The 14,400-nt window shown below is 71.6% G+C and carries 9 protein-coding genes; 1 reads left to right on the top strand and 8 read right to left on the bottom strand.

Going from position 1 to position 14,400, the window contains the following annotated elements; genetic code table 11:
• Positions 1–6 precede the first annotated feature (6 nt).
• The 8 genes from ADL29_RS29940 to ADL29_RS46730 all read right to left on the bottom strand — a co-directional run bounded on the left by ADL29_RS29940 (position 7) and on the right by ADL29_RS46730 (position 10,977).
• Positions 7–1,926, bottom strand: a complete 1,920-nt coding sequence (locus ADL29_RS29940; protein ID WP_053926682.1) for a VgrG-related protein — start codon at positions 1,924–1,926, stop codon at positions 7–9.
• 16 nt (positions 1,927–1,942) lie between these two features.
• Positions 1,943–2,725: a CIS tube protein gene (locus ADL29_RS29935; RefSeq protein WP_053926681.1), complete on the bottom strand. Its 783-nt coding sequence runs from the start codon at positions 2,723–2,725 to the stop codon at positions 1,943–1,945.
• Between the two features lies 1 nt (position 2,726).
• The gene (locus ADL29_RS29930) at positions 2,727–3,164 is read right to left on the bottom strand and encodes a phage tail protein (RefSeq protein ID WP_053926680.1); all 438 of its coding nucleotides are present in this window, start codon (positions 3,162–3,164) and stop codon (positions 2,727–2,729) included.
• Between the two features lie 3,108 nt (positions 3,165–6,272).
• Positions 6,273–6,431 (bottom strand): DUF6760 family protein, encoded by a 159-nt coding sequence (locus ADL29_RS44255; RefSeq protein ID WP_085927347.1) that lies wholly within the window; start codon positions 6,429–6,431, stop codon positions 6,273–6,275.
• Complete coding sequence (locus ADL29_RS29925; RefSeq protein WP_053926679.1) at positions 6,428–6,841, bottom strand: hypothetical protein; 414 nt, start codon at positions 6,839–6,841, stop codon at positions 6,428–6,430. Before ADL29_RS29925 ends, ADL29_RS44255 begins: the two co-directional genes overlap by 4 nt.
• Positions 6,841–7,284 carry a phage tail protein gene (locus tag ADL29_RS29920; RefSeq protein ID WP_018087540.1) on the bottom strand — a complete coding sequence of 148 codons (444 nt, stop codon included), beginning with the start codon at positions 7,282–7,284 and terminating at the stop codon, positions 6,841–6,843. The genes ADL29_RS29925 and ADL29_RS29920 overlap by 1 nt, the downstream gene beginning before the upstream one ends.
• 83 nt (positions 7,285–7,367) lie before the next feature.
• Positions 7,368–8,945 (bottom strand): phage tail sheath family protein, encoded by a 1,578-nt coding sequence (locus ADL29_RS29915; protein ID WP_053926816.1) that lies wholly within the window; start codon positions 8,943–8,945, stop codon positions 7,368–7,370.
• Positions 8,946–9,021: 76 nt separating this feature from the next.
• A complete protein-coding gene (locus tag ADL29_RS46730) occupies positions 9,022–10,977 on the bottom strand; it encodes an eCIS core domain-containing protein (RefSeq protein ID WP_053926678.1) in 1,956 nt (651 codons plus the stop codon).
• 615 nt (positions 10,978–11,592) lie between these two features.
• Between ADL29_RS46730 and ADL29_RS29905 the strand changes: the two genes are divergently transcribed.
• Positions 11,593–14,325 (top strand): AfsR/SARP family transcriptional regulator, encoded by a 2,733-nt coding sequence (locus tag ADL29_RS29905; RefSeq protein WP_157878609.1) that lies wholly within the window; start codon positions 11,593–11,595, stop codon positions 14,323–14,325.
• Positions 14,326–14,400 lie beyond the last annotated feature (75 nt).

The raw sequence follows: 14,400 nt of genomic DNA, 5'->3' as shown, positions 1-14,400 counted from the left end.
CAGCCCCTAGAAGGGGATGCCGTTGCGCAGGACGGCCGGTGCGTTCAGGGTGACCGTGGCCGGCGAGTTGATGGCCGCCGCGGCGCCCGCGTTGACGGCTACCGCGCCGACCGCGCTGACGGAGACCGCGCCGACCGAGTTGACGGCGACCGCACCGGCCGACTTGAGGCTGATGGCGCCGGTCGCGTTGATATCCGCCACGGCACCCGCCGCGACGCCGAACTTCGCGCCTGCCTTGATGTCGACCGCCCCGCCGGCGCTCATCGTCAGCGAACCCCCCGCGGTGAGCGACAGATTGCCGCCCGCCTTGATGCTTACGTTCCGGGTGCCTGTGATGGAGACGGAGCCGTCGCTGCGGATGGTGACCTGGGTGCGTGTCTCGTCCATGTGGACGGTGAGCTTGCCGTTGCCGGTCTGCAGCCTGATGCCGCTCTTCATCCGGGACTTGGCGTCGACGAGCTCGACGGTGTGACCGCTGCGCGAGGCGAGGGAGCGCCAGTTGACCCGGCCGCTGGTCGGGTCCACCGGCTGCAGCCCCTCCGTGCTGGGCGTCGGCTTGTCGATGCCGTTGTACAGCCCGGCGAGTACGTACGGATGCTCCAGCGAGCCCCGGTCGAAGGCGCACAGCACCTCGTCGCCGACCTCGGGCAGGATCAGCCCGCCGCCCCGCACCCCGCCCAGTTGCGCGACCCGGCACCAGTCGCTTTCGTACGTGTCCGACAGCCAGGGGAAGCGCAGCCTGACCCGGCCCAGCTTCAGCGGGTCCTTGGCATTGCTGACCAGCGCCATGACCACGCCCGGCATCGGCGGCGCCGGGTCCGCGCCGCCGGACGCGAGCCCGTACAGCGACCGGAACTGCCGTCCCGAGACGGTCAGCCAGGTGGTGAACTGCCGCCCGGACTCGAAGACATGGCGGACGCCCGTCGCGGTGTACTTCCCCTCGAAGGGGAATCCGGCGCCCTTGAGCGCGACGGGTTGGCCCGGCTTCAGCTGCGGATTGCCGGTGACCGCCACCTCGAGCTCCGCGAAGGAGCCCGCCACGTCGTCGGCGAGTGCGCGAGCGGCATGAGTGACCTGGGCCTGGGTGGTGAACGGGGTGTCCGTAGCGGACAGTTCGGCCCTCCCGAAGGGCTTGCTGAGCGCCGCGGGCGAAAGGTCGGCGACGATGTCCTTGCTCGTCGTGGCAGGGGACTGCGCGGACAGCGCACGCTTGGCCCGCATGTCCCAGCCGCGCGCGCCCGCCTTGTCGACCTGCCCGGCGGCGGTGACCGCGATCCGGCTGTGCAGCGCGTTGTGGCCGAACTCCAGGACGTACGGGCTCTGCGCGGACGGTGTGGTGTCGGCGGGCGCGGACGCGGCCGGGGCGAGCCTGCCGAACTGCAGCTTGCCCTGCGGGTCGAAGGAGAGGTGGACGTCGTTCTCCTGGGCGAGGCGGGTCAGGAAGTCCCAGTCGGTGATGTTGGGCTGGGTGGCCAGCTCGTAGACGGTGCGGGTGGCCTCCACCTTGCCGAGGGAGAGCTTGTTGAGACCGGCGAGACGGCGCACGATGTCGCTCGCGGTCATGTGGGGGTAGCCCGCGACGCGGCGGTTGCGCAGCAGCCGGTGCCCCGAGTCGTATCCCCGGACGACCAGCGATTTGCCGCTCGCGTCCGCGTCCACTTCGAGAGCGGTGACCTCGCCGGTCAGCATGGGCGTGCCGCGCTGCCCGTCCGTGAAGGGCGACAGCACCGCCTTCGCGCCGACCTTGATCTGCGGGAAGGTCCTGACGATGTCCGAACCCGTGTCGCTGAAGGTGAGCTGGAAGGCGGACGGCACATTGACGCTCGCGTCCACCCAGCCTTCGACGAGGAGGGCGGCGAGCTTGTCGGGCAGCGGCGCACCGCCGATCTCGGCGTGCAGGACGCTGGTGTACGTCTTGTCACTCATCGGATGTTCTCGCTGGTCATCGGGCGGCCTCGGGGGTTGTGGGACGGTGCGGGGGAAGGCTCGGGGGATGGCCTTCGGGAGGGTCTTCGTCTGCGGCGGGCAGCAGCAGCTCCGTGCCGGGCCGAAGCCGCATCGGATCGTCGATCTCGTTCGCCTCGGCGATCAGACGCCAGCGGGTCGCGTCCCCGTACTCCCGCCAGGCCAGCGAGGCGAGCGAATCACCCGCGACCGTGCGGTGGATACGGCGCGCGGAGAGCGCGCCGGAGGTGGGGTTCTGCCCCTTGGTGGGCATGGCCACCTCGGTGAGGGACAGCGTGCAGGTGGCGCGGATCGGCTCGCCGGTGGGGTTGAAGAGGGTGTATGTGGCGCTGACGCTCGTCACGTACGCCACGAACTGCACCGTGTTGAACGACCCCCAGGAAAACCGCACCCAAGGCGGCGACGGACGCTTGGAATGGGCGCTCTGTGCCGTCACCTCGCAGCAGGACAGCAGCAGTTCGATCTGCTTCTGCACCTTGCCGGAATTCGGGGTGCCGGAGGCGTCCAGGAACACCTCCAGCTGGAGCGTGGCGGGCCGGGTGCCGGTGAACTTGGGCGGTGCGCCCCGCATATAGGCGACCGCGGCCTGGGTGTGCCACTCCGCCTCCCGCCCGAGTTGCAATTGGGTCGGGTTGAACTGGAACTCCACCTCGCCGATGCGGCCACCGATGGAGCCGCCGAGATCGGTGGGCGGCTGGTGGATCGCGAGCGCGGCCCGTACGAGGCTCGCGCCCGCCTTCCCGCCGGTCGGCGCGGCCACCTCAGGCACCTCCCGCGTCGGTGAACCCGTGGTGCGCGATCTCCAGCGTCTCGGTCGCCACGCCTGGACTGGACGGGTCCAGACTGGGCCCCTGCCAGCGCACGGGCAGCACCTCCACCAGCCCCCACTGCGCGACGACCGAGCCGTCGGCACGGAGAGCGGCGATCTGGGCGGTGGGCCTGCTGATGCCGGTGGCCAGGGACGAGATCCAGGCGGCCACGCGGGCGGTGTCGGTGGTGAGCGGGCGGGTGAGACGGATCGTGGAGAACGTCACGCGGGTGGGCAACTGCCAGACAAAGCCGTTGTTGCCGCCCTCGTGCCGCTGTTCCACCTCCACCTCGGAGGCCAGGCCGTCGCAGCCGTTGAACAGGCCGAGGTCCTGGCCGTCGATGGTCAGCTTGAAGAAGACGGTGGAGCCGGGGTCCTGGGCCTGGGGCATGGTGGCTGGTCTTTCGGGTGCGGTGGTGGTCGGGCGGGTGCGGAGGGTGTGGGCCGGGGCGGGTGCGGGTCAGCGGCCGTGATCGCGTAGTCGGCCGATGCGCTCGCGGTCGCCCCGCAGCTCGGCACGGAGCAGCCGGGACAGGGGGGCTACCAGCCGACGGGCGAGGGCGTCCAGGGCGGCGGGGTCGGTGGGGTCAGTGGTGTTGGTGGGATCGGTGCGGTCGGTGGGGGTGGCTGGGGTGGTCGGGGTGGCCTTTGCGGGGGTTGGTGGTGTGGTGGCGGCTGTGGAGGGGCTGGGGGTGCGCTGGATCGGCCGGGGCGTTCCTGCCCGAGGGGGGCCGGGTGGTGTGGCCGACGGTGACGGTCCGGGAAGGGCGGTTGGCGCGAGGCGCTGAGAGGTCGGAGCCGGGGGCGGGGGAGGGGCCAGGGCTGGAGTCCTGGGAGTGGTGGGTGCACGCTGCACCATGGGCATGCTGCGGACGGCCGGTGCGGTCCGGACCGTACGAGACGGGGTGAGCGAGTGGCTCGGTGTCCGTGCCGGTGCCGGTTTCTGCAGGGGTACGGCTGGGACACCCCCTGGTTGGGGTGCCGGTCCCGATGTGCGAGCCGTGCCCACCACGGAGCGCAGGGGGACGGCGCGTGCGGTCTGGCCGTTCGATCGCTGCACCGCTTCGGGGCCGACGGACTCCGCCGCCCGCTGCCCGGTGGGCCGTCGCCGGGCAGCGGGGTCCAGCGCCCGCGCCGACGCGAGCGGCGTTCGGCGGGCGGCGGGCGGAGCGGGGGTGCTGGTCGTCAGCATTCGGCTGGACGGCGCATGGGCTTCCCGTGGGTGGGCTTCCCGGGGGTGGGATTCCGGTGTAACGGGTTCCGGGGCAGGGGGCTCCGGTGTACGGGGTTCCGGCGTATGGCTCTCTGATGTAGGGCTCGCCGATGGGCGTGTTGTCGTCGACGGCCCTATGGAGGCGGGGCGTTTGGTCGGCATCGCGGAACGCTGCACCGGGGCCGGCGTCGGGGCCGAGTCTGGGACTGGAGCCGTGGGCTCGGCCGGGGCCGCGGTTGGCGCCAGGGGCGAGGTCGGGATCGGGGTCGGGGCCGGTGATGGGGCCGGTGTAGGTGTAGGTGTAGGTGTAGGCGCCGGGGCAGCGGGCTGGCGACGGATCGCGGTGGGCTCGACGGGGGCGCCGATCAGTGGTTTCCGCTGGACCGCGGGGTGCGAGGGCTCTCCACGGCCCGGCGTACGGCCGTCGTCGGCCGGAGGCCGGACCGGCGGAACGTCGGCCGCAACGTCCTTGACCCGTTCACCGGTCTCCGCACTCGGGAGCAGCGGAGCGCCAAGTCCCAGGCGCTGGCCTCTTGTTCCTGCGGCCCGCCGTGCGGGCCGACGGGCGGCTTGTTGTCCCACTGCTCGCTGGACCGGCGGGCGCGTCCGGTCGCCGTTGCTCACGACCGGGCTCGGGGCCGCGTGATCGCCGGCGTCGGCTTCGGCGTCCGCGTGTGGGGGCGTGCTCTCGCGCGAGGACGTCTGCGAGACCGGTCGTGGGTTCGGGGCAGGGCCTGCGCTTGGCGCTGTGCCTGGAGTCGGCGGGGGCGAGTGGGGCGAGTCACTGCTCGGCGCCGGGCCGACACCGTGTGCCGCGTCCGCGCTCAGGGCGGCTTCCGGCGCGTTGCTCCGGTGCGGAGGGAGGGGCTGGTGTGGGTCAACGGCCCGCCGCTGTAGGGGATGTTGGGTAATGCCTGGTCGTACGGCGGCGTGGTCCGGTGCCGCCACCTCACCCGCCACCTCGCCCGCCGGTTCGGCGGCAGGGGTGTGGGGTGAGGGGGGAGAGGCAGGGGATGCCGCTTCCGGCTCCGTGGTGGGCGCTGGTGCTGTGGTGCGTTGCAGGGGTGTGCTGGCGGAGGGAGGGGCGGGGGCGGTACCGCTGCTCCCCGTACGCGACGAGGTGGTGGTCCGCAGTCGGCGCGGCGGCATCGCGACGTTGCCCGCCGAGGTGAGCGGGGACCGCGCGCCGACGGCCTTCCGTACGGGCATGGGTACGGCCACGGTTACTGGCATGGCTGAGGGGAGGACGGCAGACCTCGCCCCACTCGACGCGGAGCGAGCGGCCTCACCTTTGCCACCGGGAGCGGTCTCGCCACCGGGAGCGGTCTCGCCACCGGGAGCGGTCTCGCCACTGGGCAGCGCCGTGGCGCTGGGCACGCCCTGGGTACCGGGCACGGCGGCGCCACCCCCATCCGCCCCTCCGGCACCCTCGAGTACGGGCCCGGGGGGGCCGGAGGCGACCGGAGGCGTGCTCGGCGGCATGTCCGACGCTGCGCTCAGCGCGTCGTTCCGCGGGGTCGCGGACGACATCTCGCCACCGGAAGCCGGTTGACGAGGAGCACGCGTGGCAGTCGTCGGGGTCCGTGGCGCCCCGGCCGATGCCACCCGCTGTACGGCGGCCCCACCCTGGGTCCCTGGACGTGCCGCACCTTGGGTCGCTGCACGTGCGCCACCCCGGGCCTCGGTACGTGCCGCACCCTGGGTCTCCGTACGTGCCTCATCCCGGGTCCTCATACGTGCCCCATCCCGGGCCCTCGTACGTGCCCCACCCCCGGGCACGGCCTGAGGTCCGGAACGCACCCCGACGCCCTGCACCGCGCCTTGTCCCGCGCCCGCGCCTCGTCCCGCACCCACGCCCGGCATGCCGGCGAACCCGGGAGCCGTCCCCGCGCTCCCGGCCGCCGCCTCATCCGCCCGCCCCGCGACCGGAAGCCGCAGAGCCGGTAGGGCGAGGTCGGAGGGGTGGCCCGCGACGGGCACCAGCGCATCGCGCAGCACACCAGCGGGTGCCGAGGCGCGTACGTCATGCCCCAACTCCCCTCCGAAGGAGGGGTTGCGATGAGCGCTCAGCGACGCGGCGAAGCCGGCCTCCGCGACCGTGCGGGGCGCCCCCAGGACCCGCTGGATGGGGGGCACGGCGGACCAACCGCCACCGTCACCGCCATCCGTGCGCCCGGCAGAAGCATCCGCAGCCGTCCCGGCCTCAGGCCCCTGCGCACCCTGAGTACCCGGCGCACGCTGCGCACCCCGCGACCCCCGCCGCCACCTGAACAACCCCATCCTCCGTCACTGCTTCCCTTCAGCCCGCTCCACCAGGGCGGCGATCTGTGACACGTACGCGCGCCGGTCGGCATGTTCGAGGTCGAGGATGTCGTCGATGCCCCAGTGGAAGTGGTAGGCGAGATAGGCGACTTCCTCCTCGATGCGCCCGGTCGCGTACGTCACGATTCCCCCAGGCGGCTCCCGGCCAGCTCCACTTCGAAGGACTCCTCGCAATGTGGACAGGACACCGCGGCCCGCGTATGCCCCTCCGCATTGATCTGCCGGTAGAAGTCCTGCAGAAAGGCCAGGTCGGAGGCGAACATGTTCTCCACCGTCCCGTCGTGCACGGAGGCGAGCGTCCCGAGCCGGGTGATGACCCGGCCCAGCAGCACGACCGACAGATACGCCGGGTTCTCGCGCACGCGCACATCGCGCAGCGGGATCAGTTCGTCCCGTGCCGTCGCGAGCCGCATCGCGCCGTTGCGGTGGACGGTCCCGGACTCGTCCACGAATCCGCGGGGCAACTCGAACTCGAATTCCGTACGCAAGGCCTCGCGTTGCTGTTGTGCCCCCGCCGGGCCGTCGCGCCGCATTACTCGATGACCAGCTCTTCGAAGACGATGGTGACCTGCTCGGTAAGCGCGGCGGCGTCGCCCGCCTTGACCCCGCTGGTCTCCACCTTGCTGCACCAGGCATTGCGCATGTTGTAACGCTTCACGGGGTTGTTCTGGTAGTCCATCATCATGATCGTGGCGTTCTTACGGGCCGAACCCATATCGCCCGCAATGGACTTGTTGATCCACTCGCTGAACGCACCGCTCTGCGTCATACCACGCGTCACCGTACATTCGCCGGCCTTCTTCGTGCCGGGCATCTTCTTCACGACGGGCTTTCCGTCCGCCGAGACCTGCTGGTACTCGATGACGTCCTGCTCCATGGTCAGACCACTGACCTCCTGCAGATACTCGACCATCACGCCGTCGATCTGCAGGCCGAAATTGTGTGAGGTGAGGGCATCACCGGGCTGAAGGGACAAGGTGGTTCACTCCTGTTGGGGAAAGGGATTTCGTGATGGGTGAGCGGGCGGATAAGGGGCGCGATAGCGCCCGGCTACGACTGCTACTCCTCCAACTCCCCACCGCCGCCGGAGAACTGGGCCAGCCGGAAGACCACGAACTCGGCGGGCTTGACGGGAGCGATGCCGATCTCGCACACGACCCGCCCCAGGTCGACCGACTCGACCGGGTTGGTCTCCGCGTCACATTTCACATAGAACGCGTCCTCGGGCCGCTGCCCGAACAAGGCGCCCGAGCGCCACTCGTTCACCAGGAACGCCGAGATATTGCGCCGGATACGGGCCCACAGCGCCTCGTCGTTCGGCTCGAACACCACCCACTGGGTGCCGATGAGAATCGACTCCTCCAGGTAGTTGAAATAGCGCCGTACGTTCAGGTAGCGCCAGGCCGGATCGGAAGCCATGGTCCGCGCGCCCCACACCCGGATTCCGCGTCCGGGGAAGGCCCGGATGCAGTTCACACCGATGGGGTTGAGCAGATCCTGCTCACCGCGGGTGATCTGCAGCTCCAGGTCGACCGCGCCGCGGACGATTTCATTGGCCGGGGCCTTGTGGACGCCACGCTCGGAGTCGTTGCGGGCCCACACGCCGGCCATGTGGCCGGACGGCGGGATGGTGCGGGTCTGGCCCGTGGCCGGGTCGAACGCCTTGATCCACGGGTAGTAGAGCGCGGCGTAGCGGGAGTCGTAGCCCGCAACCTCCTGGCGCCACTTGCGGATGTCGCGCGCGTTGAGGCCCGGTGGCGGGTCCAGGACCGCCATCCGGTCGCCCATCAGCTCGCAGTGCGCGACCAGGCCCAGCTGGACGGCCTTGACCTGCTCCAGGTCGACCAGACCCTGCTGGTAGGCGGCCATCAGGTCGGGCACCGCGACCATATTGACCTCGTCGAGCGCTTCCAGGCCGCCGAAGCCGGTGCGGTCGGCGGAGTCGCCGATGAACTGGCCGGAGGCGAGCCGCCGGCCCGCGCCGTTCCCCGCGGGGGGCGCGGGCGCCGGGGTGGGCGGGGCCAATGTGACGCTCTGTGCGTCCGGCTTGGCCACCTGCCCGGCCGGGGCGGCCTCTTCGACGGCAATCGCCTTCGACCGCTGCTTCACCTGTGCGACGACATAATTCCGCGAGCTCTTCTTCGCGCTGACGTCGAACGTCTCGACGACCCTGTCGCCGTCCTTGACGAGCAGCTTGAACCGGTCGGCGCTGCCCTCGCCCTCGACGTCCTGCACCTCGACGGTGAGCGCCCCGCCCTGGTCGGAAGCAGCCGCGATCGCCGAGACCTTGAAGGCCCCGAGCGTGGTCGGCTCCCCGGCCGTCAGCGCCCTGGGCGCCTCCGCGGCCACGGCGGCCTGCGTTTCTCCGTCGCCGGATCCGCCGACCCGCACGACATACGCGGCCGTTCCGCCGTTGTTGAAAAACCCGTAAACAGAGTGCGCGAGGTAATACCCGTCCGTGAATTCGCCGAAGGCGGCCACGTACTGGGACCAGTTCGTCACCAGCGTCGGCTCATTGAGCGGGCCGGTGGGCGCCAGGCCGACGAAGGCTGCCACCGACGTCCCGACCCCTTCAATGGGCCGCGATCCGCTGGCGACTTCCTCGACGTAGACGCCGGGGGACAGATAGGTGGGCACGGTCATTACTCCTCAGGAGGATCGGTTCTTTTCCAAGGCGTCGGATGCGCCTGGCAGGTGCATGCTGTGGCGCCGCTCACGGGTGATGGAGCACATACAGCTTGTAGAGCAGTTCCAGCTGCCCGCCCATGGATTTCTGCGGGTTGAGAGCGTTGATGTGGAAGGTGTCCTGATGGCTTTGGCCGTCTTTCTCCCATTGCAGGACATAGTCGAGGGAGGAGCAGACGTGATAGGTGTTCGTGAGCATGTGGGCCGTCGCCGTGAGCCGCACCTGGGGGATTCCGGCGTCCAGGACCATCTTCTTGACCAGGTTCTCCAGCACGAGGTGATGGCCGTTCGCGGCGGCCAGCCCGGCGGCGAGATTGTCCGGGTGATTGGGCTGTTTGCCGTCGTGTCCACCGAAGGTGAAGGCCAGGAGATGCAACCACTGCCATTCGCCGTCGCGCATACCGCTGGCAACAGCCGCGTTCCTGGCGGAAGTTCCGCTCATCGCCGCGTTCTGATCGGGCTTCCAGCCGCTTCGCTCGCCGCCGCCCCACTTTTCGAGCAGTGCCTTGTCGACCGTAATGGGCCCGGTGCTCTTCGTGGCGGTCGTGAACCGTTCCAGCGATCCGCGCGCGGGTTTGCTCTCGAGATCCAGCACCGAGGGAGGAAGCACCAGTTCTTCCATCTCCGGCATGTCCTTCGCGTACGTAATGACGCGGTGGTGGGTGCCGCCGGGCGAGTCGAAGGCGTAGGTGGTTCCCTTCTTGAGTTCCGTGCCGTCGGCCAGGAACACACCGCCGGGCGTGGCGTCGCCGGAAGCCGGTTTGATTTCCGGGGACGCGTAATGGCGAGAGGTGCGCAGTTCCTCGGAGACGCCGGTCTGTTGGGCGTCGCCCAGGGCGGGTTTGTGCAGCAGCCACTGCTTGTCGCTCCGCTTGACCATCAGGCCGCCGCCGTCGGCGAATCCGGGCTTGCTGCTCAGGAATTCGTAGACGGCCTCCACCTCGGCCCGTACCTGTGCCCAGTCCGCGACCGCCCAGGTGTACTCGCCGCTGTCCTGCGGCTGCGGGTCGTCGTAATAGAGATCGCGGATGGTGCTCCAGTCGGTCTCCGACAGCTTGCGCCCTCGGAGTCCGTCCCGCCGGGCGCTGGTGAGGGTCGCCTTGAGGTACTGCCGGAGGTCGCCGAGCGCATTCGGCTGGCCGCGCCGGAACTTTTCCAGCAGCGCCTTCTTGAGCGTGGCAACCTGGGCCTTGTCCACCGTGGCCGGCGCGCTCGTGTCCATGTCCACGTCCATGTCCACGTCCATGTCCATGTGCGAGTCCATGTCCATGTGCGCGGCGCCGGGTTCCTCGTCCACGTCCATCGGGGCGGGCCCGGAGCTCCGCTGCACGGTGTGGCCGGTGCCGGGGCTCGCGGCGGCGGCGCTGCGCGGCGCGGGCTCGCCGTGGGAGGCGGGACCGGACAGTGCCCGGCTCGCATGCGCCTCCGCCTCCCGCTCGAAGCGGTCGGACGGATCGCTCACCTTCGTCCCGTCGCCGAGGTCCGTCCCCGCGACCGGGCCGCTCCGCTGCTGGATGACGTGGGTGAGCTCATGGGCCAGCATGTGGCGGCCCGCGGCGGAGGAGGCGTCGTATCGGCCGCGCTGGAAGACGATGTGCGAACCGGACGTATACGCATGGGCGTTGACCGAGGTGGCCGACTCGTGGGCGGCGGCGTCCGTGTGGACGCGCACGTCGGAGAAGTCGGCGCCGAGCCGGGACTCCATGTCCGCGCGGACCGGCTCGTCCAGGGGCCGGCCGGGGGTGCGCAGTACGTCCTGGACGGCCGAGCGCTGTACGGACGCAGGCGCGGTGTGGCCGCAGGCCGGGCCGTGCCGGTGCTGCTCCTGGGCGGCCATGGCCGCCGAAAACGCTGCGTTGCCCACGGCCCGTTGGAGAGCCGCGGCTGCCTCCGGGGTGAGGTGCTCCGCCTCGCCGGACGCTGCCTGGCGGATCGCGTCGGAAGCGGGGGCGGACGCCGTACGGACGGCGCGCGCCGCCCTCAAGCGATCACTCCCCGAGCCGGGCTGCCGATCCTCTGCCCGCATGCCGTTCCTCCCCCGTTGCCACTGCTGACCACTGCCGCTGTTACTGCGCCCTACGCTCTCGACCCTGCCCCGTGGACGGGCTCGGCTGTAGAGACGAACGGGCGCCGTCGGGGGCAGAGAGCGCTGCCCGTTAGGTCACCTGGGGGTGCCGCGCGCGCCGCGTAGGTCGGGTTCTGGGCGTGGATGACCGCGTCGAGGGACTGGTGCGTCGGGCAGGGCTGACGGGGGCGGAGGGGCTCGTTGGTCTCTGCTCTGCCGGGGGCCCCGCTGCCGATTTTCGGCCGCAACGGGGGGCACATCCAGAGGCGGAAGGGGGGCCGAAGGGGCAGGGCGGTTGCCCTGCCGAACACCGGCGACACCGGCGAGCACTGGAGAGAGGCCCTGGTGGCCGGAGAAGGCGGGGGAGCACATAGTGGGCCGATATCGGACGTTCTCGGATAGGTCCGGGGGAATCGGTGTCCGTGCGCTGAGTTACGTTTGGTACAAGCGGCACATTCGTGCTGGTCCAAAGGGGTGGGGTCGCAGGACGAGACAGGCACGGGAGCGGGGAGCGAGCGGACAGTGCGCGGCGACGTGGACGATACGGAGAGCGCGGCGGAGGCGAGCAGCCCGGACCGGGAGGACCGGCTGCGGTTCCAGGTGCTCGGCCCGGTGCGGGCCTGGACAGGAGACCGCCCGCTGCATCTCGGCCCGCCGCAGCAGCGCGCCATGCTGGCGGTGCTGCTTCTGCACGCGGGCCGGCCCGTATCCGTACCGCAGTTGGTGGACGCGCTGTGGGGCGAGCGGCCGCCGCGGCGGGCGGTGGGCACCCTGCGGACGTATGTCTCGCGACTGCGCGGCCTGTTGGAGCCGGACCGAAAGCCCCGGCGGCCCGCGCGCCTGCTGGTGTCGTCGGGAGGCGGCTACGCACTGCGGGCGCCCGTCGAGGCGCTGGATGCGGCCCGGTTCGAGGAGCGGCTGGTCACTGCGCGCCGGTTACGGGAGGAGGGCGACACCGCGGGCGCGTACGAGCAGCTGAGGACTGCGCTGGCGCTGCCGGAGGGAGTCGCGCTGGCCGGGCTTCCCGGACCCTACGCACAGCGGCAGCGTGACCGCCTCACCGAACTGTGGGTCACCGCTCAGGAGGAGCTCTTCGACTGTGTGGCGCAGTTGGGACGGCATGCCGATTCGGCGGCCCACTCGATCGCCGCACTGCGCGCCTTCGCCGCCGAGCATCCGTTGCGCGAACGAGCCCAGGCCCTGCTGATGCTCGCGCTGCACCGCGAGGGCCGCCGGGCGGAGGCCCTCGCGGTCTACGCGGCCACCCGCCGCACCCTCGCCGCCGAGCTCGGCGCCGAGCCGGGCGACGAACTCCGCGCGCTGTACCAAGAGTTGCGCGAGGGGGCGCTGAGCCATGGGTCTGGGCCAGGCCGTAGGCCTGGGCGGCCCGGTTCCGGCCCGGCCGGTGACCGGGCCCGTCCCGGCCATGGCCGCACGGATGACAGCCGTAGCGGCCTGCCCCGCCCCACTGGGGGCGCCTCGCGTACCGGCCCACCAGTGCCCGTACCGGCTCAGCTCCCGCCCGACATGGCCGATTTCGCGGGGCGTGCGCAGGCCGTCGCACATCTGGCGGAGGCGCTGAGCGGGGCGGCGAGCGGACGGGCACCGGTGGTGGCCACGCTCAGCGGGCTGGGCGGGGTCGGCAAGACGGCGCTGGCCGTGCATGTCGCGCACACCGTACGGACCCACTTCCCCGACGGGCAGCTGTCTGTGGATCTGCAGGGCACCGACCTGACCCCCGCCGACACCAGCGCCGTTCTGACGCGCTTCCTGCGCTCCCTCGGCGTCGCGGAGACCGCCGTTCCGGAGGGGCTGGAGCAGCAGGCCGCCCTGTACCGCTCGCTGCTCGCCGGCCGAAGGGTGCTGGTAGTCCTCGACAATGCCCGCGACAGTGCACAGGTGCGGCCCCTGCTGCCCGGGGCACCGGGGTGCGCAGTGCTGGTCACCAGCCGCGCGCGGACGCTCGCGCTACCCGGTGCCCACCGTGTCGAGGTGGAGGTGATGGACGAAGCAGAGGCGCTGGGGATGCTCGGCGCGATCGTGGGAGCGGAGCGGGTGGCCGCCGAGCCCGATGCCGCGCGCGTACTGGTCGCCGCCTGCGGCGGGCTGCCGCTCGCCGTGCGTATCGCCGCCGCCCGCCTGGCGTCCCGGCCGGGCCGGGCCATGGCCGACCTCGTGGCCCGGCTGAGCGACGAGGGGCAGCGGCTGGACGAGCTGCGGGTGGGCGACCTGGGAGTGGAGGCGACCTTCCGGACCGCATACGAGGCGCTCGGTCCCGGCCTCGCCCACGCCTTCCGGGCCTTCGCCCTGTGCGGCATGCCGACGTTCTGCCGGGGCGCCGCGGCCGCGCTGCTGGACACCACCGACGACGAGGCGGAGGCGGCGGTCGAGACACTGGTCGATGCCGGGCTCGTGGAACTGCACGGCGACGGCCGCTACCGCTACCACGATCTGGTCGGGCTCTTCGCGCGTCGGCTGGGCGAGCGGCACGACAGCCCATGGGAGCGGGCGGCGGCGCAGCACCGCTTCCTCGACCATGTGCTGGCCACCGTCCTGACCGCGGTGCGACTGGTCAGGCCGCAACGCGTCCTGCCCCGGCTGATGCGCCGCCCGGACTCCCCAGGCAGTACGCTCGCCGATGCCGACGCCGCGCACGAGTGGCTGCACCTCGCGCACACGCGGCTGTACGCGACCGTGGAGCGGGTCCTGGACACGGCGCCCGGTCTGCTGGGCCCGGCCGTGGACCTCCTCACCGCGTGGTCGCATGCGCTCAGCGGCACCGCGCGCCACCACGACCTCGAACCACTCGTTCGCCGCGCCGCGGACAGCGCCCGGGGGCACGGCGACGACATGACCGCGGCGCGCGCCCTGCGCCTGCTCGGGGCCCCGCACCACGGCACCGAGACGCAAGGACGGGTAGAGCGCGCGCTACGGAAGAGCGTGCGGGTGGCGGAGGCAGCCCGGAAGGTCATCACCGAAGTGCTGCCTGAGACGCGTGAGGTGGGACGCAAGGGCCCGCCCTCGCCGGTCCGGCACCAGGCCGGCTGTGCGCTGCTGCGGGACGGACACCGGCGGCAGACGCAGCGGCGGTTCCGCCTTGCGCGGCGCCCGTGCTGGGACGCGCTGAGCAGGCCCCCGCCACCGAACGGAAGGTGGACGACACCCTCTCTCGGGGAACCACCCCAGAGGTGGTCAGAGGGGCCGCTGCTCGCGCTGGTCGGCGGGAGCGTGAAGGAGCCGGGGCGGCCGGGACGTCAGCCGCGGTAGTCTCGGGGAGCCGTAAGGAGCCTCAAGGGTGCGCACGGAGCCGTAAGGGACGGGGCGTAGGGAGCCGTACGGACA

It is taken from the genome of Streptomyces chattanoogensis, from assembly GCF_001294335.1.
Classification (GTDB): Bacteria; Actinomycetota; Actinomycetes; order Streptomycetales; family Streptomycetaceae; genus Streptomyces; species Streptomyces chattanoogensis.
The sequence above is the reverse complement of the archived record's forward strand: the minus strand, read 5'-3'. Positions and strand labels throughout refer to the sequence as shown.